Origin of the sequence: Flavihumibacter sp. UBA7668 (assembly GCF_002483205.1) — a bacterium.
Classification (GTDB): domain Bacteria; phylum Bacteroidota; class Bacteroidia; order Chitinophagales; family Chitinophagaceae; genus Flavihumibacter.
The window spans coordinates 119,716-141,300 of sequence record NZ_DLHM01000001.1 but is presented as its reverse complement, the minus strand read 5'-3'; the positions used below and the strand labels follow the sequence as shown (position 1 = coordinate 141,300).

At 43.7% G+C, this 21,585-nt stretch carries 10 protein-coding genes; 4 read left to right on the top strand and 6 right to left on the bottom strand.

Annotated elements, in window-relative coordinates:
• Window position 1: 1 nt before the first annotated feature.
• The 3 genes from B2746_RS00610 to B2746_RS00600 all read left to right on the top strand — a co-directional run bounded on the left by B2746_RS00610 (window position 2) and on the right by B2746_RS00600 (window position 7,298).
• Entirely contained in the window at window positions 2–2,356 is a 2,355-nt protein-coding gene (locus B2746_RS00610) for a glycoside hydrolase family 95 protein (RefSeq protein ID WP_290789749.1), read from the top strand.
• Between the two features lie 43 nt (window positions 2,357–2,399).
• Entirely contained in the window at window positions 2,400–4,577 is a 2,178-nt protein-coding gene (locus B2746_RS00605; RefSeq protein ID WP_290789746.1) for a TonB-dependent receptor family protein, read from the top strand.
• A 63-nt stretch (window positions 4,578–4,640) separates the two neighbouring features.
• Window positions 4,641–7,298, top strand: coding sequence for a glycoside hydrolase family 3 N-terminal domain-containing protein (locus B2746_RS00600; protein WP_290789743.1), 2,658 nt, complete (start codon window positions 4,641–4,643; stop codon window positions 7,296–7,298).
• Window positions 7,299–7,454: 156 nt separating this feature from the next.
• Here B2746_RS00600 and B2746_RS00595 read toward each other — a convergent pair whose 3' ends face one another.
• From B2746_RS00595 to B2746_RS00570, 6 genes are all read right to left on the bottom strand, one after another.
• Window positions 7,455–9,203, bottom strand: a complete 1,749-nt coding sequence (locus B2746_RS00595; RefSeq protein WP_290789740.1) for an alpha-L-arabinofuranosidase — start codon at window positions 9,201–9,203, stop codon at window positions 7,455–7,457.
• A 90-nt stretch (window positions 9,204–9,293) separates the two neighbouring features.
• On the bottom strand, window positions 9,294–10,577 hold the full coding sequence (locus B2746_RS00590; protein WP_290789737.1) for a hypothetical protein: 1,284 nt from the start codon (window positions 10,575–10,577) through the stop codon (window positions 9,294–9,296).
• An 11-nt stretch (window positions 10,578–10,588) separates the two neighbouring features.
• Window positions 10,589–11,737 (bottom strand): glycan-binding surface protein, encoded by a 1,149-nt coding sequence (locus B2746_RS00585; protein WP_290789734.1) that lies wholly within the window; start codon window positions 11,735–11,737, stop codon window positions 10,589–10,591.
• Window positions 11,738–11,769: 32 nt separating this feature from the next.
• The gene (locus tag B2746_RS00580) at window positions 11,770–13,437 is read right to left on the bottom strand and encodes a RagB/SusD family nutrient uptake outer membrane protein (protein ID WP_290789731.1); all 1,668 of its coding nucleotides are present in this window, start codon (window positions 13,435–13,437) and stop codon (window positions 11,770–11,772) included.
• Between the two features lie 10 nt (window positions 13,438–13,447).
• The gene (locus B2746_RS00575; RefSeq protein ID WP_290789728.1) at window positions 13,448–16,621 is read right to left on the bottom strand and encodes a SusC/RagA family TonB-linked outer membrane protein; all 3,174 of its coding nucleotides are present in this window, start codon (window positions 16,619–16,621) and stop codon (window positions 13,448–13,450) included.
• Window positions 16,622–16,792: 171 nt separating this feature from the next.
• Window positions 16,793–20,899, bottom strand: a complete 4,107-nt coding sequence (locus B2746_RS00570; RefSeq protein ID WP_290789725.1) for a two-component regulator propeller domain-containing protein — start codon at window positions 20,897–20,899, stop codon at window positions 16,793–16,795.
• 99 nt (window positions 20,900–20,998) lie between these two features.
• Here B2746_RS00570 and B2746_RS00565 point away from each other — a divergent pair, with 99 nt between their 5' ends.
• On the top strand, window positions 20,999–21,538 hold the full coding sequence (locus tag B2746_RS00565; RefSeq protein ID WP_290789721.1) for a dihydrofolate reductase family protein: 540 nt from the start codon (window positions 20,999–21,001) through the stop codon (window positions 21,536–21,538).
• The last annotated feature ends 47 nt before the right edge of the window (window positions 21,539–21,585 follow it).

Below are 21,585 nucleotides of genomic sequence, written 5' to 3'. Positions count from 1 at the left end.
TATGAGATTGTCTGCTATTTGCCTGGTATTTTGTCTTTCTGCTTTTTGCGCTCAGGCGCAGGATTCAAGCCGTCTGGAACTATGGTATAAAAAACCCGCAGCCAACTGGAATGAAGCACTGCCAGTTGGTAATGGCCGATTAGGTGCCATGGTTTTTGGTGATGCTGTTCGCGAAAGGATCCAGCTAAATGAAGAAAGTTTATGGGCCGGCAGTCCAACCGAAGCCAATGCTGATGCGGCTGCTTTTTTGCCACTGATCCGGGAAAATTTATTGAAGGATTCCATCAAAACAGCCATGTCCCTGGCAGAACAGCACCTGCGCAGCAATCCCATGCGAATTCGTTCCTATCAGTCGCTGGGTGATTTGCGGATTGATTTTTTTGCAGACAGGGCCGCAAGTCCGGATATTAAAAATTATATCCGTAAGCTGGATCTTGAAACCGGTATTACCAGTACTTCCTATTCAATTAATGGCGTGCAATTCAACCGGGAGGTATTTGTTTCTGCACCGGATAACAGTATCGTGCTTCGCATCTGGTCGGATCAACCCAATGCCATTCATTGCCGCTTGTCGATAGATCGCGAGCAGGATGCCATGGTGATACCGGATGGTAATTCCGGCCTCTTACTGAAAGGGCAGGTACTTGATCTGCCGGATGAGGATGCTGGTCCGGATGGCCTGCATATGCGATTTGCTGCCAAACTAACGACCATGCATACAGGAGGTTCTGTGCAGGCGGTGAATAATAGCCTGTATGTAAAAGGAGTGAGTGAGTTGATTGTTTACCTGACTGCAGCTACGGACTATAATATGGCCTTATTGGATATGGATCCTTCCATTGATCCGGTTAAAAAATGCGATGAAATACTGGAGAAAATAAAGAAGAAAAATTTTGCTTCTGTAAAGACCGATCATGTTAAGGAACATGCGGGCTTTTTCAATCGGGTGGATTTAGCAATTGGTTCAAAGTTAAAGCGCCTAACGCCAACGGATGAACGAATTAAGGCGGTTAAAGCAGGAGCAGAAGATATTGATTTGGCTGTATTGCAGTTTCAATATGGACGCTATTTATTAATGGGATCTTCCCGCGCGCCGGGTGTGCTTCCTGCCAACTTGCAGGGCATCTGGTGTAAGGATATGAATGCACCCTGGAACTCCGATCTGCATACCAATATCAATTTGCAAATGAATTACTGGCCGGTGGAATCTGCGAATTTATCTGAGGCGTTTTTGCCTTTTTCTGATTTTGTGGATTTGTTGCGTAAACCCGGAAGAGTAACTGTTTCGAAAACATTTGGATCTACTGGCTGGACAGTCAATCACTTAACGAATCCATTTGGAAGAACGGCCATTTCAGATGGAGTCAGCTGGGGTACATATCCCATTGCAGGCTCCTGGTTATCGCTGCATTTATGGGAGCATTTTTTATTCACCAGAGATACTGCTTATTTGCGGTCGCAGGCATGGCCCGTGATGAAAGAAGCCGCTGAATTTATTCAGGGTTTTCTCGTGAAAGACAAACAGGGCTATTGGGTTACAGCACCCTCCACTTCACCTGAAAACGCATTTAAATTACCCAATGGCGAAGTATATGGACTCACCTATGGCGCAACCATGGATATGCAGATCATTCGCGAATTATTTGATGCCTGCAAAAAAGCAGGGGCGTTGTTGAAAACAGACCGGGAATTTATTTCGGCATTAGCAGCCATCGAAAAAGAACTGCCCCCAACCCGCGTGAGTAAACGCTATGGAATTATTCAGGAATGGATCCATGATTATGAAGAAGTGGAACCTGGGCACCGGCATATGAGTCAGCTTTTTGGGTTGTATCCGGGAACACAGATTAACCGGAAAACGCCCGAACTATTTGATGCAGCAAAACGCACCATTGAACGTCGTTTGAAATATGCACAGGGGGGAACAGGCTCCTACACCGGCTGGAGTAAATCCTGGATTATTAATTTTTATGCCCGCCTGTTTGATGGTGATCTCGCCTGGAAAAACCTGCAGGATATGCAGCGTTATCTTACGCTTCCTAATTTGTTTGATGATCATCCGCCTTTTCAGATTGATGGAAATTTCGGATTAACCGCAGGCATGATTGAAATGTTGCTGCAATCACATACCGATACCCTGCTCTTGTTGCCGGCATTGCCTGCTACCTGGCCGGAGGGTTCAGTGAAAGGGATTAAGGCAAGAGGAAATTTGTTGGTGGATCTGGAATGGTCTGGCGGAGAGTTGCGGTTGGTACGGCTCAGAGCTGGTTCATTTTATTCCGGGAATGTTTCCTTGCAGGGAAAAATAAGGAAAGTAAAATTGAAAAAAGGTGAGCAGATTCAGTGGCATCCCTAGTTTTGGGGAGAGGTGAGTTTATCGCATTTTGTACTTTTAATGCATGAAGAGTACTATTATCAGTGCGTTTTTTCTGCTGTTTTCAGGCTTATCACTGTATGCGCAGGAAGACAGTTCGACCAAAGTTTTGGATGAATTTATCCTGAAAGCCTGGTTGAAAAAGGATATCGCACGTTTGCCTGAAACGCACAATGGTTTTCTTTTTTCAGGACGGAAAAATGAAGTCATTCATCTTGGTTCAGCCAATACCAATATGGCATTGAAAACAGGGCGACAGATTTTTGCCAAGGTACCTGGTGTTTTTGTGTATGATATGGATGGTAGTGGAAATCAGATCAATATTTCTACCCGAGGACTGGATCCTCACAGAAGCTGGGAATTTAATATCCGGCAAAATGGCGTACTGATTAATTCTGATATGTATGGTTATCCGGCTAGTCATTATAGTCCGCCTATGGAGGCCTATGAACAGATTGAATTGGTTCGGGGAACCGGCTCCCTGCAATATGGTGCGCAGTTTGGAGGTATGGTAAACTATCTTACCAAAACTCCGGATTCCTCCAAACTGCTTTCCTTTGAATCGATCAATATGGTTGGCTCCTATGATTTGCTGAGCAGTTATAATGCGGTGAGTGGAACCTATAAAAAATTCTCCTACTATGCTTACTATTACAGGCGGCATTATAAAGGGTACAGAAAGCAAAGTGAATCTGATGCAGAAGCGCAATATGTTCAGTTGAATTATGCGCCATCCAAACGCATCCGAATCAAAGCAGAGTTGGGTAGATCAACCTATTTGTATAAGATACCCGGACCATTAACTGACAGCATGTTTCATGCAGATCCTCAAATGGCGACCCGTGATCGCAATTATTTTAGTCCGGATATTTATGTGCCTTCCATAACGGTGAATTGGACAATCAATAAGCGAAGTTCATTGCAATTGGTTAGTTCTGCGGTGCTGGGTACCAGAAACAGTGTGATGTTTGATGCCTTTGCCAACATTCCGGATACCATCAATCAATTAACCGGTGAATATAAAAACCGACAGGTGGATATTGATCGGTTCAATAGTAAGACTACCGAATTGCGTTTTCTTCATCAGTATAGAACCGGCTCAGTTAAACAGGTATTGGCAAGCGGAGCGGTGGTAATGATCAATGATTTGAATCGCCGGCAATTGGGAAAAGGAACCAGCGGCAGTGAGTATGATCTTTCTCTTGTTGAACCCGGATTTGGCAGGGATATGCATTTCAAAACAAAAAATCTGGCCCTGTTTTTGGAGAATGCGATCGAGGTGGTGCCAGGCTGGACAATCACGCCGGGTTGGCGGATGGAAACCGGGCAATCGGATCTGTCAGGAAAAATCAGTTATTATACCGAACATCCATTACCAACAACAATCAAACATAATTTTCATTTGTTTGGGTTGACGACACAGCTATCGCTGGATGAGGATAATCAGTTTTATGCCGGCATTAATCGCGCCTATCGTCCCGTAATTTTTAAAGATATTGTTCCGGCATCTACCTATGAACAAATTGATAAAAACCTGAAAAATGCGACCGGTTATAATGCGGAGGCAGGGGTTCGTGGCAAATTGGGAAATAATTTTTCTTATGACCTGAGTCTGTTTAGAATGGTTTATGAAAACCGGTTGGGTACGATTGTGGCAGAGGATAATTCGGGCCAGGCATATACTTTCAAAACGAATATTGGGAATAGCCGAACGAATGGTGTGGAAGCTTTTGTTCAATATAGATTTCAGATAGCGCCGTTTTTTTATGCAGGCATATTTAGTTCAAGTTCGTATATGAATGGTGTGTATACAAAAGGGGAGCTGGCAACAGGTATTGTTAATACGTCCATTAAAGGAAAAAACATTGAATCGGTGCCCGAGTGGATTTCCCGAAATGGACTGGAGTTGATGTATCGGGGTGTCAATGCTACGATTTTGTACAATTATACATCCGGCACTTATTCAGATGCGCTGAATACAGTGGAGCCACCAGCGAATGGAGCGAGGGGTTACACGCCGGCTTATTCCACCTGGGATATAAATATATCTGTTCGGGCATCTTCTGTATTTTCCATTCGGGCGGGTATTAATAATCTTACGAATCGCTCTTATTTCACCAAGCGGCCAGCCTTTTATCCGGGTCCGGGGATCTGGCCTGCCGATGGCAGAAATGTGTATTTGACAATTGGGGTTAAAATTTAGGAAGTCTTTATCCGGTTGCATGTTGCTGATTTGCCGCAACTTCGTGGCAGCAAATAGTGTGATATGAAACTAGTTTCCTTTTTGATTGGGCTGATACTTTGTGTGGCCGGTGTGGCTCAACAGCCTGCTTATAAAAATGCCTCCCTTCCTGTTGAACAAAGAGTGGATGATCTATTGAAAAGAATGACACCGGAAGAGAAGTTCTGGCAATGTTTTATGATTCCGGGGGAAATTAAACCAGGAGAGGAAGGTCGGTATAAAGCAGGCATCTTTGGGTTTCAGGTGAGTGCAGAAAGTAAGGGGGGAGAAGCTGCACAACAATTATTGCAATACAATGCAAAGGAAGATGCGGTTAGTCTGGCTCGCAAAATCAATGGAATCCAACGATATTTTATAGAACAATCCCGCTTGGGAATTCCAATTATAGCATTTGATGAAGCATTACATGGATTGGTGCGATCCGGAGCAACGGCTTTTCCGCAGGCGATTGCTCTGGCTGCTACCTGGGATACCAGTTTGATGTCTAAGGTGACACATGCTATCGCGATGGAAACAAAATTGCGCGGCATTCGTCAGATTTTGTCGCCTGTTGTGAACCTGGCGCACGATGTAAGATGGGGACGTACGGAGGAAACCTACGGCGAAGATCCATTTCTGAGTGCTGCTATGGGAGTAAGTTTTATTGGGGCATTTGAGCGTCTTGGAGTGGTGACCTCGCCCAAACATTTTGCATTTAATGTAGGTGCGGGTGGGCGTGACAGTTATCCCATCGATTTTAGTCAACAGTATTTATTGGAGACAGAATTGATCCCTTTCAAAGCGGTGTTTGAGAAAGCGGGCGCGCGATCCGTTATGACCTCCTATAATTCGATTAATGGCCAGCCGGCTACGGCAAATAACTGGTTATTGAATGAACTGCTGAAAAAACAATGGGGTTTTAAAGGGTTTGTGATTTCGGATGCGGGTGCAGTTGGTGGTTCCCTGGTTTTGCATAATACGGCAAAGGATTATCCGGAGTCATCGCAACAGGCGATAACAAATGGACTGGATGTGATTTTTCAAACGGATTACGCGCATTATCCCTTGTTTAATCCGCCGTTTTTGGATGGCCGGATTCCTGCAGCAAGAATTGATGATGCGGTGCGACGGATTTTACGTATCAAATTTGAATTGGGATTGTTTGAACAGCCTTATGTAGATGAGGCTGCAATTACAGCATTAATTGATGTGACTGCGCATAAAAAACTGGCGGAAGAAGCGGCTGCAAAAAGTTTTGTGTTATTGAAGAATAATGGCGTGCTTCCTATTCGCAAACAGCCTGGTTCACTGGCATTGATTGGTACGGATGCGGTGGAAGGCAGGTTGGGTGGGTATAGTGGTCCGGGTAACGGGGTGATCAGTATCAAAGATGGCCTTGCCCAAAAATTTCCCGGACTGAAACTGTTGTATGCTGAAGGGTACGACCGGATGGGACAGGATTTTGTTACGGTTCCCGAGGCGAATTTAGTTCATCGGAAACAGGGGCAGGCGGTGGCTGGATTATTTGGAGAGTATTTTGATAATACGAACCTTTCCGGACAACCGAAATTGAGCCGGATTGATAAAACTGTTCAATTTAAATGGACCCTGTATGCGCCGGATCCTGTTTTGCGGAATGATTTTTATTCGGTTCGGTGGACGGGCGAATTGCTTGCACCGGTTTCAGGTGAGGTTAAACTAGGATTGGAAGGGAATGATGGTTTTCGGTTATATATAGACGGTAAACTGGTGGTTGATCAGTGGAGTAAGCAGAGTTTTTCCTTGCGTACTGCACCGGTTCAGATGGAAAAAGGGAAACGTTATGCTTTGAGGGTGGAGTTTCGTGAGCCTGTTGGTAATGCGCATTTGAGGTTGGTATGGAATTATGGTGCGGCTTCCAATTGGTCGGCAAAAATTGCAGCTGCAGTGAAGGTTGCGCAGGAAGCCGATATTGCGGTGGTGGTAGCGGGTATCCATGAGGGCGAGTTCCAGGATCGGGGTTATTTGGGATTACCGGGACATCAGGAAGAATTGATAAAAGCTGTTGCAGGTACGGGGAAGCCACTGATTGTTTTATTGGTAGGCGGCAGTGCGATCACTATGAGTGGGTGGATGGAGCAGGCAGGCGCAATTGTACAACTCTGGTATCCGGGAGAGCAGGGTGGATTGGCAGTGGCTGATTTATTAAGTGGACGGATTAATCCGGGTGGACGATTACCAATTACGTTTCCGGTGCATGAGGCGCAGTTGCCTTTGTCTTATTATCATAAACCAACCGGCCGCGGGGATGATTATCATAACCTGAGCGGACAGCCTTTGTTCCCCTTTGGATTTGGGTTGAGTTATACGGAATTCAAATACAGCAATCTTCGGTTACTTAAGCCTGTGATTGGAGCGCGTGATACTGCTGTGATTCAATGTGTGGTGACGAATACTGGTGCGTTTGCGGGTGATGAAGTGGTGCAATTGTATGTGCGCGATGAGCTGGCTTCGCTGGCTCGACCGGTAATGCAATTGAAGGGCTTTGAGCGGATTTCGTTGCAGAAAGGGGAGAGCCGGACGGTTCGTTTTTTACTACCAGCTTCGGAATTGGCTTTCCTGAACCAGCAGTTGGAATCAGTGTTGGAACCTGGCCGCTTCCGCATCATGATCGGTGCCTCCTCCCGTGATATCCGCCTCAAAGGGGATTTGGATCTGGAATAGGTGTCAGACAGGTGTTAGAACATACGTCAGACAGGTGTTAGAACGTTGTTAGAGAGGTGTCAGATACATGTTAGAACACTGTCCTAACACCTATCTGACACCTCTCTAATAGTGTTTTTACATGTGTCTGATACCTGTCTAACTGGTGTCTGACACCTAATCCTCGATTACCATAAGCACTGCTCCCAACGCAGGCACATTCACCTTGAGCTTGCCCATGACAGAGTGTGAGCGGGCTTTGAGAGCAGTATAATTAACCGGACCGCCGGCAGCCAACCAGGGACCCTCGCCATTGATCAAAACCTTTCGGGAAAACTCCCCATTATCATTGCTGCCCTCCAACTGATACCAATAACAACGCTTCCCGAAATTGAAATTTTTAGCATCCACTTCCACCGTAACTGGTTTATCCGATAAATTCATCAAGGTTAGATTCGCTTCCCCTGAACTATAAGTGGATGCATACCCTTTCACCTGCGTACTTCCCGTTATATTCACCGGAACCAGCCGATCACCCACCAACCGCGAAAAATAATACATATAATAAAAAGATGGACGCGGTGTCCACTTGGCAATTCCCGGTTCATTGCCATCGCTGAACAAACCATGATCATTGCCATTCTCCCAGCCATTCAGGAGATCCCAACGTAATGCCATCCCATATTGATTCACCAGACTCTCCCCCATCACCGCCAACGCAAACAATCCGCTCACATTGGAAACCTGTTGCTTCGAATCTCTTGCCCACATATTCCACTCCGTTAGCGCAACCGGCAAAACCGGCGCTCCATAAGTCTGCATTTCTTTTTTAATAAACTGCATCATTTTCGCCGGCACCGTTAGTCCGGCATTCATAACCACCGCAGCTGTTGAATTTTCATTGTACGGCGTGAAATAATTATGGACAATATAAAAATCTGCCGCACCATTCAAATTCTTCAACACCCCTTCATTCCATGTTTTCGTTGTATTGGTCATCCATGCTTCCGTTGGTGCATCGTACAAAGTAGCCCCAATAAAAATCTCATGACCGGTTTCAGAAGCCGCCTTTTGCATCGAATCCACAAATACCTGCACATGTTTGGCATACAATTCACCGGTTACATATTCAGGTTGTCCATCTTTATTTTTCGACTGATCAATCCGAAAACCCGCTTCCCAATCGCCATAGGTTTCATTACCGATTTCCCAATATTTAGTTCTGCCCTTATCATACCGAACCCAGTCCGCTGCCAAATGTGCTGCAGTAGCTACCGGATCCACACTTGTTCCGTATCTCGCATACCCATAATTTACTGTCAATACACCAATACTCTTTGTTTCCTGAAGCACGGAATAATAATTATCGAGTGAGGCTGTCCAGCCTTCATTGATACGACCAAACCAATAACCGCCATCTATCAATACCCCATTGCTATTCATAATCTGTGCAGGTACATCTGCCGGTAATCCATCTCTCGATGCATTCCAGAAGTAAATATCACTCCCGCTTCCCGCAGGAAAGCGGATAAAGCCCGGATTCAACGCTTTCATATGCTGCATAAAAATGGGTTCGCCCACCATATTAGTCATCCAGGTATTGGCATTATGTCCCCATACTGTCGGCGGAATTTTCGTAATTACTTTGGATGCGTCAATAGTAACTGAAACCGTAGCAGTAGTCTGAACCGGAGTAACATCCACATAAGAAGGCGCAGTAAATGTTCGCGCTTTCCATTGTTGATCAAAAAACCCAATCGTATTCGCTAATGCCGGATCAGGAACCGGTACCACCGGAGTTATAACCGGGCCCCCCGGTCCGCCTGGTCCCGGCTCAGGTTCCGGATCAGGTGAATCTTTTTTGCTGCAGCCGGATAAAACCAGGGCTGCTATCATGAAGGTATAACCGAAACTAATTTTCCTCATTTTCATAGATTTAAAAAAGGACCCGAACAAACAATTAGGCTTAATTGTCAGCGGGTCCTTGTGCTTGCTTATGATGCTACTTACCAAGGATCATCTTAAACCGGCATGATCAAAATAGATCGTGCCCGTCCAGTCGAAATTCTGGAAGACCAGATCATTGATCGTCGCAGGATTTCCCAAATCTGCTTTTGTCAGTTTATATTCCACCCATTTGCCTTCTTCCAGGGTGATGGTATAGGAAGGCGCTCCATTTGCACTTATATTGATTCGCTTCCCGTTAGTGCCGGCCGTAGCAAAAATGCTAAACGTGATTTCCGTATAATTAGCCAGTGAAACTGAATTGTTGGCAAATTTCAATGCCCCCCAGTGTCCGGTATAATTGATTTTCATAGCAGCTTCTCCGTCACGGATATTATCCTTATTGGCATAATCAATGGTTGTATTCCATCCCCAATTCTGCCAGTTATTCATAAGCGCATCAATATAAAAAGCATAAGCCAGCGCTGGTAAGGGATCAAGATCACCAACAAACTTAACCGCCTCTTCTGATTCCACCACTACATCTGAAAATGCAACCAGACTGATCACGCCCCGATTCGCTTCAGCCGGAATGGTCAGTTTAATTTCTGTTTCAGACTGACTGATAAAGCTCGTAATAGGAGATGTTAATCCTTTAAACAATACCCCTTTCACCAAATCAAGATCCGTACCCGCAATCGTAAATTCCTTTTCTCTTTCAGCCGGCAATGGCGCAAAAGATACCACTGCAGGTAACACAATTTCCAACGGTTCTTCAGTTTCTACAGAAATGGGTTCAGTTCCACCGGCAGATAATACAATCTCACCTGTCTGCGCTTCCATCGGAACAGTAACAACCAATTCATTTACCGACTTACTTACAAATTCAGTTACAAGGATATCCTTATTAAATCGGATCTCTGTTACCCAGTTCAAAAATTTCCCCTGAATCGTCAGATTTTCTCCTGGTTTAACAACCGGTGTAAATCCGGTAATCTGTAAAGGAATTTCCAGATTCAACGGCGATTTCGAAACGATTTCACCATCCGTTGTTATTAATTTTACCAATCCCGCTTCTACCGTTTCAGGCAATACCAAAACTATGAGCTCATTACTTTGTGTTTTAAACCCGGCTTTCTCCACCGTTGCCCCTACAAATTCAATCGAATTTACTTTTTGCAGATTATTCCCTATAAACTGAATTTCTTCACCATGCTGACTACCAGAAGGACCAAAACTCAGTAATTCAACCAGACCTGAATTGCCATCATCGTCCTTGTCGCATGCCGTAAGGCCAATTATTCCAAAGCAGGCCAGCCAAATTAGCAGGGTATTTATTTTTATATATGCTTTCATGATTTGCTGGTTTATTTTTCCAATACTTTAGGTACCACACGGAAATTGTCAAAAGCGATATCACAATCCAGGTCACCCGGACCATGAAACAGCACACGTGTATAATAACCATTCGGACGAACAGATAATGACTGACCATAACTCTCCACAATTTCTTCAAATGGAATGGTAATTGTTTGCCATTGCCCCTTTGTATCAATCGGTGGTTTCCATTGGTATTGGTCATTGTAAAAATCTCCCAAACCCACATTGAACTTGATCATATTATTATTATACGGCTTCAATGTATTTACTTCAAATTTCAGGTTATAGGTTTCCGGTTTCAAAATCGCTTCATCCGGAATATTCTTACTGATATCTCCCATTGCATCAGGCGGACCGCCAGCTGCTTCCAGCCAATTCCAGCCGCCGATTGCACGGGTTACCCGGATATAATTTCCATTGATAGATGCGGGATCAGCCGGACCCGGATTCGTTACCACAAAAGCAGCATTCCACCACCCGGTAAACGGATCACTGCTGATATAAATATTCCGGTTATCCCGAAACCAGAAATCAGAAGATGTTTCCCCGAAATTGGTGGTAACAGTTATTGGTCCGGGTGTTGCTCCCTCCGGAATTTTTACCTGTAGGATTTTATCCTCCACATCAACCAATTCTCCATTAACGCCACCGGTAAAGGTTACGGTCATTGGCGGATAAAAGAAATCACCCCGTATGGTTGCGATGCCGCCTGTAGCTACATATTCGCAATCCATACTACTTACAGTTGGTTCACTTATCTGAACTTCGAAATCATGCATCAGTTCAGATCCATTGGCAAATATCAACCTGAGTTTATTCGTAATCTCCAATGGAATGGCATTGGGAACCGGAACAATGATAGATGTGCTGGTGATATAGGTTGGCGATACATATGCCCGCTGATCATTGAACCAGATTTCACGGGTGTTTTGCAGATTTTCTCCTACAATGGCAATTACATTCCCCTGAAATGCACCGGTTAAAAGAGAATCGGCTGATGCAGGATCGGTAATCCGAACATACCGGATTCTTGGCACCCCATTATTGGGTGCATCATCGTCCTTGGAACAGGCCGCAAAAACCGCAGCCATCGCCAGAACGAGCATAGAACAATATAGAAGTTTTAGAAATTTCATATGCGTTGATTTAATCGCTCGTAGAATAAGGTTTAATAATCAACCGGTGTTTTATTCAGATTTGGCGCCTGACTTAATTCAGCTGCCGGAATAGGCAGAAGAAAATTTCCACTGTTTGCATTAATCGTGCGATCCTGTGTTGCCCAGGATGTTTTGGTAAATGTCCAGTTGGTCGGATCGGGGAATTTATCCGGTTCTGTAAAAAACAATCCGCGATCCTGCGAATTAAGAATCTGATAGGCCAGCGCCGGATTCCAGTAATGTAAACTCACCAGGTCATACCAGGCCATTCCTTCCATCGCAAATTCAATGAAACGTTCTTTAAGAAGTACATCCATATCCAATGGCAATTCCCGCGCTGCCAATCCGGATCTCGTATGCACCGCATTGAAATATTCCATCGCTTTGGCATCTGCAGTAGTAGCCTGATTACCTAATACAGCTTCTGCATAAATCAGGTAAACTTCTGCCAACCGCATCATATAAGTATCATACTCATAATACTGTGATGCCGCTTTCCCATCCATATCTTTCGCCTTACCGCAAACATATTTTTTAACGGAAAGAAAATTATTATCTGATCCTGTAAAAGGAAATACCAATTCCTGTTCACCACCGGGAATACTCTGCGTAATTTCCGGATAATGAAATCCGGGTAACATAAAGGTAGCTTTCAATCGCTGATCAAGGGTTCTTCCCTGTAGTCCGGTAGGAGTTACCGTAATCCCTTCGTATTGCGATATCATCCACCAGGTGGCACCTTTATCACCACCCCAGCCATCACCATTGGCGATATCAGCACTGTAGGCCAGATATGCGGGAGTAGAATTCTGTGAGCCCCATGCACCGGGCGAAAATGCCCACTGTAAGGAGAATACAGATTCTGTATTGTTATCATACGGATAGGTGAACAAGCTGGCATAATTTTCTACCAGTTTATACGGACTCTGCGTTATCACCCGCTCTGCATAGTATTTGGCACTGTCGAGGAATTGCTGATTCCGCTGACCACTTCCTTCTGCGCTTACTCCCGCCCGTGTTAGATAAAATCTTGCCAGCATGGCTTCGGCAGCCCATTTATTCAACCGGCCCGGACGAAGGGAAGTTGCAGGAAGATCTTCTACTACCGCACGCATTTCATTAGTGATAAATCGCCATACACTCGAAACCGTATTTCTGGTAATGGTGGTGTCTGATAAAAGTGTGAGGTTGTTTTCAATGATGGGTACCGCACCCCAGTTCATCACCAAAAAGCGATACGCCAATGCCCGCATAAATCTTGCTTCGGCAATGGCTGATTTTTTTACGGCTTCGGAAACACCATCACCGGCATATTTATTAATGTTTTCAATAGCCAGGTTGGATTGTCCCACTACTATAAAAAAGGATCTCCAGGCGGTGCCGTTTTCTGGTGTAACGCCGGTTGTATTAAACAACACATTACCGCGATCATTCCAGGCAGAGTAGGCCGTGCCGGCACGGAAATCACCCAGATTATAGGAGGCTTTATCATTGTAATCAAACCATACCTTACTGTACAGTAAGGAAGTGGCTGCCAATACCTGTTCATCCGTTTTATAAAAATTTCCATCTGTAATGGAATCCAACGGTGGACGGTCTAAAAAATCTTTTGAACATGCTGAGAGTGCTACTGCTATCAGCAGCACGATACTATATAATAAAGATGTTGTTCTTTTCATGGTAAATCATTTAAAAGTCCAGACCAAGTGAAAATGAATACACCGGCGTTAGTGGATATCGCCCAAAATCAAGACCAATTGCCTGATTAACCCGGCTTGCATCTCTTCCTACATAGGCACCCACTTCCGGATCCAGTCCACTGTATTTGGTAAAAGTGAAAATGTTTTGTCCGCTGATCGATAATCTTGCTCCTTTTATAAATTTCTGTTTGCTCAGCAAGGTGGAAGGAAGATTATACCCAAGTGTTATGTTTTTGATCCGGATAAACGAACCGTCTTCTACCCAACGACTGGTAGGTCTGGCATGGTTGTTATTTGGGCCATAAGAAATTCGCGGGATATCTGTGTTAGGATTCTGAAGTACCACTTTTCCGCTTCCATCTAATGTTGGTTTCGCAAAATCCATAACATCTGTCAGCAGGTTTCTGCTGAGGTTGATATTATTCGGATTGGTACTTACTTTGGAAATATAATTATAAATATCATTTCCATAAGTGGCCGTAATCAGGATACTCAAATCAAATCCTTTGTAAGAAAAATTATTGGTAAAACCTGCAAATAACTTCGGCCAGGGGTTTCCGATATTTGTCTGATCCTGCTCATTGATGATGCCATCGCCATTGATGTCCTTGAATTTTACATCACCCACCCATAAGCCGGTGGCTTCATCAATCGGCAGTCTGTTTCCATTATTATCGACAGGCACTGCACTGTTTTCAATTTCTTCAATACTTTGAAATACTCCTTCCTGAACATATCCTCTGAATAACCAGGGAGCACTTCCTACACTGGCTCTTTGGGTCCAGTCTTCCAACCACCAGGAGGTTCTGTCAACGAATGCAGATTCAGAATAAAATTTGGTGATTTTGGTAGTAAAACTGGAGATATTGAAATTAGATTCCCACCTGAATTTATTGGTGTTGATATTTACCGTATTCAGGGTAACACTCCATCCATTATTTTGAAGGGAACCAATATTAACGGTAGGAGATCCTACTGCTCCGGTACCATTGGTTCCCATATACCAGGGCAGTGGATTGATCAGTAATAGGTTATCCGTCTTTCTTAAGTAATAATCAAATTCAAGGTTGATACGGTTATTGGCCATCCCAATATTCAAACCGAAATTATTTGTTTTTGTTTCTTCCCATTTCAGATCAGGGTTTGCATAGGTAGCAGGAAGAAATCCTGTTCCCCATGGTGTAGGAGCAGTTTGCAGGGGAGAAAATATGCCACCTCCTCCGGGGTTTCCGGTAATACCTGTTTCATAGCGAAGTTTCAGTTCACTTATAAAAGGGATATTAAAGAATTTCTCCTGTGAAACTCTCCAGGCTGCGGAGAGAGAGGGAAAACGATCCCATCGTTTATTTTCTCCCACTACACTGGATCCATCCCAACGAATGGTTCCATTGAGGATATACCGGTTGTCGTAACTGTAATTGACTCTTCCAAAATAGGATTCCATCGCCCAATCGCCTGATCCACCTGAGTTGGTGGCAGTAAGCGGATCGCCCGCATTGATATCAAGAATATCATTGGTCAGATAACCGGCTCTGGACGCGCCATTGTTTTTCCAGCCGGATTCCTGTGCTTCATGTCCGGCCATTACAGCAATATTGTGGTTGCCAATTTGTTTATTGTACTCCAATAATTGGTTCCAGCCCCAATAGGTATTGGTATTGGATTGACTGGAGTAAGTTGGGCGATCATTTATAGCCCAGCCAATTTTATAAGCCGGAAGGAAATAATCTCCATTTGCAAATCCTACATTGGTATTGAAACTCGTTTTGAACTGAAGGTCTTTGTGCAGTTTGATATTCGCATAAATATTTCCCAGTATCTGGTGCCGCATAAATTTATTGGTAGTAAGCTCTGCAATTGCCAGTGGGTTTACCGGCGCAAACTGATTAGCTCCGTTATTTTCATCACCTCCCGCCCAGCTGCCATCAAAATTTTTAACCGGGATCTGCGGAGTTAACCGGATGGCATTGGCAATAATATTCTCCTGGCTGGTAGTCAGGTTTTCGTTGGTGCGATTGACACTTAAATTGATGCCGATCTGTGCCCAGTTGGTTGGTTTATTGTCCACATTTAATCTGGCGGAAACGCGATCGAATCCCGAACCCGCAGCAACTCCATCCTGTTTCAGGTATTCACCCGACATGAAGAAGGTTGTTTTTTCATTACCGCCACTTGCGCTCAATTGGTGTTTTTGCATGGGTGCATTCTTAAACAACTCTCCCTGCCAATCGGTACCTTTTCCCAATAAACTGGGATCAAGAAACTCAGTAGGTGTTTCACCCCCCGCAATTTCGTGAAACTGATTTACCATGGTGGCGTATTGGCGCAGATTCATCACTTCCATTCTCTTTGGCGGAGTTTGAATACTGTGCTGAAAACCATAATTGAATTTGGTGGTACCGGCTTTTCCTCTTTTGGTTGTAATCAGTACAACGCCATTGGTTGCCCTTGATCCGTAAATGGCAGATGCGGAGGGGCCCTGTAATATCTGGATGTCTTCAATATCAGAAGGGTTCAATCCGGCTATTGGGTTGGCTGAACTGGCATTACCAAATTCAACATTGCTATTCTGAATTTGAACACCGTCGATCACATACAAAGGTTCCGTATTACCGGTGATGGAACTTACCCCTCGTATATTAACCGAAATGCCACCCCCTGGCTGTCCCGAGTTCTGGGTAATATACACACCGGCTGCACGACCCTGAATGGCCTGCTCCAGGGTGGTATTGATGGTGCGATCCATCTCTTTGGCAGTAACTGTGGTTTGTGCACTGGTAAGGTTGGCCCGCTTGGCAGTACCATAGCCGATTACCACCACTTCACTCATATTGGCATTCGCCTGCCGGAGTGTAACTGCAATTGTAGTGGTGGACGAACTCACACCAATTTCCCGCGTTTCCATCCCAATGTAGGAAATGACAAGAATATCACCCGGGTTGGCCGTCAGACTAAAATCTCCATTCTGATCGGAATTGTAACCACGTTGTGTATTTTTTACCATGATGGTAGCCCCGGAAACTGGTTTCCTGTTTACATCGAGAATCCGTCCGGTAATTTTTTTGCCCTCGGTTTGGGCGGAAAGGGAATGGCTCAATAACAAGCCAAACAGAAATACGCAGAAGTGTGAAACCCACTTGCGTGTAGTTTTGGTTTTTTGCATAAGCAAGCAAATTGAAACGTTATAAATGATCCGGAATCAGCGAGTCGTCGCGATTACCTGAGAACTAATTTATTACGGTATCCAAAAAATCAGGTACGCTAAACTGTTCTTTAAGGGTATCAAAATGTTAGCCTGCCTGTGTTTTTTCGACTTTTAATGGGGTGGTTTTGTTTAGTCGGTTGGAAAAGTACCAGGACTTGGTACATTTTTAGCTTTCCGCTCCTGTTGATAGAGGGAGGGAAGCTGTCCAAATTGCTCTTTAAAGTATCGTGCAAAGTATTTTGGGTTATTGAATCCAACCATATAGGCTACTTCTGTCACATTATGATTGGATTTTTCCAGTAATTGAGCCGCTCTTTTTAAACGGATCTGACGAATGAACTCAATGGGTGTTTGTCCGGTTAAGGACAATACCTTTTTATACAGACTGGTCCGGCTTAATAATAATTCCTGCCGCAGATTATCTACATTAAACTCTGAATTGGACATGTGTTTTTCAATAATCGCCAATGCTTTTCGAATAAACTGATCTTCCGGTTCCGCTTCAACAGCCGGTTCAGACGGATTAACCTCCACCTGTTTCTGGTAGGTTTCTTTCACAACAGACTGATAATTCAACAGGTTTTTGATCCGTGAAAAGAGAATATCGTAATTAAATGGTTTGGTGATATAATCATTCGGACCTGTTTCCAAAGCTTTTAATTGGGTTTCTTCTCCTTCCAGTGCGGTTAATAAAATAACCGGTATATGCCTGGTACGCGTATCGCTTTTAATTTTCCGGCAAAGTTCAATGCCGGATAATAAAGGCATGCTGATATCACTTACCACCAGATCAGGATGTGAACTCAATACTTTTTTCCAGCCTTCCATTCCCTGAACAGCTTCCAGAATGGTAAAATGTTCTTCCAAACTGCTTTTTAGATAGGTACGAAAATCGTCGTTATCCTCCACCAGTAATATGGTGGGTTTTTTGAACAGATGATGAGCCATTTCTGCTCCGGACAATACATGTGTTGGATCTGTAACAGCTGCTGTACTTGTTTTTACAGGAAGCAATACAGTAAAACAACATCCTTTCGGATGTGCATCTTTCACTGTTATGGTGCCTCCATGCATTTCAACAAACTCGCGTGTAATCGAAAGTCCAATTCCGCTTCCCTGATTTAATATGTGTTCAGATGAACTTGTCTGGTAAAAGCGATCAAAAATCTTCTCCTGCTGGTCGGGAGCGATGCCTATTCCATTATCAATTACCTGAATTTCCAGTTGCGATTGTGCCTCCGTTTGCCTGATTCCCACCACTACTTTTACCTGCCCGCGTTCCGGCGTGAACTTGAACGCGTTGGATAAGAGATTAAACAGAATCCGTTCCAATTTATCCTTATCAAATAACATTAAAACAGGATTGGTAATACCCTGATAACGATATTCAATATGTTTATTATTGGCCATATCATTAAAGGATGCAGCTACTTCCTGGATATAGTGTATTATATCGGACTCTGTTGCATGCAGGTGTAATTCATTTTCCTGTAAACGGCGAAAATCCAATAATTCATTCACCATATTTAATAAACGACGGGCATTCCGGTTGATCAGTTCAAACTGATTTTTCATTTCACCCGCCGCAGTTTCCTTTATTAGTCGCTGAATAGGAATCAATATCAAAGAAATAGGCGTGCGAAATTCATGACTGACATTCGTGAAGAAGCGTGTTTTCATTTCATCCAGTTCCTTAACACGATGTGCTTCCTGTCGTTCAACCTGCAATTGCATGCGTACCTGTTCTCTCCGGATAATTTCTTTTCGCAGAAAATAAAACAGCGTCACCACTAAAATCACATAAAAAGTATAGGCCCAGGGTGTTTTCCAGATGGGAGGAGCTATGGTCAGGGCTAATTCAAGGGCATGTTCATTCCAACTTCCGTCATCATTGGATACTTTAATCCGGAAGGTATAATTTCCCGGATCCATATTGGTATACGTAGCGGTACGTGTGCTGCCATTCGAAATGATCCAATCCTTATTGAATCCTTCCAGCATATAGGCATATCTTGTTTTGCCCGAATTGGAATAACCCAATGCAGCAAACTGAATGGAAAAATCATTCTGGTGATGAGCAAGTTTTAATTGTTTTGTTTCGGATATGGATTGCTGTAAGACACTGCGATTATTGACTTTTTCGCCAACTGCTACCGATCGGTTGAACAGTTGAAAGTCCGTTAAGACTACTGGTGGCTCTGATACATTTGTTTTGAGTTGCTCCGGATTAAAAAGATTGAAACCATACGCGCCTCCGAAAATTAATTCACCTGCTCTGGTTTTATATGCTGCGTATCGATTGAATTCTCTTCCCTGTAATCCATCGTGTTCATTGTAATTGACACAATGTATCTGAATGGGTTTGCCCTGCTCTTGCAAAATCTCAATTTTAGAGAGACCTGATTTGGTACTTATCCATAATTTTTTCTGATTGTCTTGTAAAATATCAAGAATTGTATTGTCGGGTAATCCGTCTTTAGTATTGAAACTGATGAAATCATTCAATCCACGGGGTAGTACATTTAGTCCGCGATGGGTAGCTATCCAGATATGTCCACTATTATCTTCCAGAATACCATTTATACTATTATAACTCAACTTACTGTTTTCTGCCGTGTAATTTATAAACCGGCCACTTGCTTTGTCCAGTACATCAATACCCCAGGAAGTACCAATCCATAAATTGCCTCTGGAATCTTCCGTCAAACTGGTAACATTATCATGATGCAGGGTATTGGGTACAGCCAGATTATGATGGTAAAATTTATTGGTTGTACGATCCAATCGATCCAGACCTGAATTCAACATGCCGATCCATAAATTCAGGTTTCTATCTTCATAAATAGCGAAAACATTATCATTTGCAATGGAATGCGGATCCTGTTCATTATGACGGTAATGTCTGAACGTAGTGCCATCGAAACAGTCCAGTCCGCCCTGATAAGTGCCAATCCATAACTTATCCTGATGATCCAGAAAGAGGGAAACAATTACATCATTGCCAAGTGAATTTTCATTATTTGGCTGATGCCGGTATTGCCGGAAACTATTCTTCTTACGATCAAAATAGATGAGTCCACCTCCATTGGAACCAATCCATAAATTACCTGCTTTATCTTCCACGAAGGAGTTTATATCCTCAAAAGGCAGGCTGTTTTTATCTGCTGCCCGATGTTTGATCAAGGGGAACTGCAGACTATTCCGATCATAATAGGAAATCCCTTTTTTATAGGTTCCCAGCCACATGATTCCCAGGTTATCAGGATAAACAGCATACAATGCATTTTCAGCAATCGAGCTGGGATCGCCCTCTTTGGTTTTAAGTACCTGTACCTTGTTGCGTTCGGCATTGATGATGTTTATACCCCCATGATCGGTAATGATCCAGATTTTTCCTTCCTGATCCTGCGCAATTCCGGTAATGGTGCTGCTGCTTAGTGTAAGCGGAGCAGATTTCTCATTCAATAATTGAATGCTGTTTCGTGAAGGGGTATAATGATAAACACCCAATGTTGAACTCCGCTGATAAATCCAGATTTCATCCTGCTTATCAATAAAGAGTGATAATCCCTGATAGAATCGAACCGATTGGTTTTGTAATATCTGGGTTTGGATCAATTTTTTATCCTGTTCTGTATCGTATTTTTCCAGCAAGCCATTGTACCGCACCAGCCAGAGGTATTTTTTGGAATCCAGTGCAGCACTGGTGATGGGATTGGGGGCCCCTTTTTCAATTCGCGTTTGCTTAAGTTGCCTGAGTTTACCTTCACCGGAATAATGATAAATTCCTGCATCGGCATAAACGAAATAAAAATCTTTTTCCTGTTTTAAAATGGATACAAGTCCGTCTATCGGCAAGCCTTTCGATAGCAGGTAGAGGTCTGAACGTCGACTCACTTTTTCTGTCAGCGGATCATAAATATTCCAGGTGCTTTGCGTGCGGATCCAGATTTTTCTATCCGGACCTTCAAAAATCAGCGATACATGGTCGTCCATGATGGTAGTACTGTCCTGATCACTGTGTTTATAGGTTTTAAAGGAGTATCCATCATACCGGTTGAGTCCGGACATGGTACCAAACCACATAAACCCCCTCGTATCTTTGTAAATGCAATTAACCTGATTATTGGAAAGACCGTTCGAGATATCTAGTTGGGAAAAACTGTATTCGGGCGCCTGACCGTTCATCACAAACGGAAAAACTAGAGCAACGAAAAAGGCAAGCAGGCGACTCATAGCAGCAGTTAATATTCTGGTCTGTTAATATAGCGTAATTTTCAGGAAGCGTATAACAGTATCAAAAAACCACCTTATTTTATTAAAATAATACATTCCATGAGCGTAGAAAAAAACAAAAGACTGTGTATTCTTTATATTGCCATGAGCCTGGACGGCTATATTGCCGGCAAAGACGATAACCTTGATTTTTTGTCCAAAGTTGAAGTGGCGGGAGAGGATTATGGGTATGCAGCTTTTCAACAGGAAGTTGATACCCTGATCTGGGGCCGGCGGACCTATGATAAAATGCTGACCTTTGGAATCGATTTTCCACATGCAGATAAAAAATGTTATGTTATTTCTGCTACAAAAACCGGATCAGATGAAAATGTTGAGTTTGCTGCTGATCCGGTGGCCCTGGTGCAGCGGTTAAAAACGGAGCCGGGCAGGCATATTTATTGCGATGGTGGGGGAGGGGTTGTGAAAGCCCTGCTGGATGCCAAACTTATAGATCGGTTAATCGTATCCGTTATACCGCATTTGTTGGGCGATGGTATTCGTCTTTTTCGGGATGGCCGCCCGGAACAGCAACTTGTCCTGCATTCAAGCACACCTTATGCATCCGGATTGGTCCAATTACGATACGATGTTAATTGAGTAATAGAAAAGGGCATTATAGCATTGTTTTCCGGTGAACATTTCCC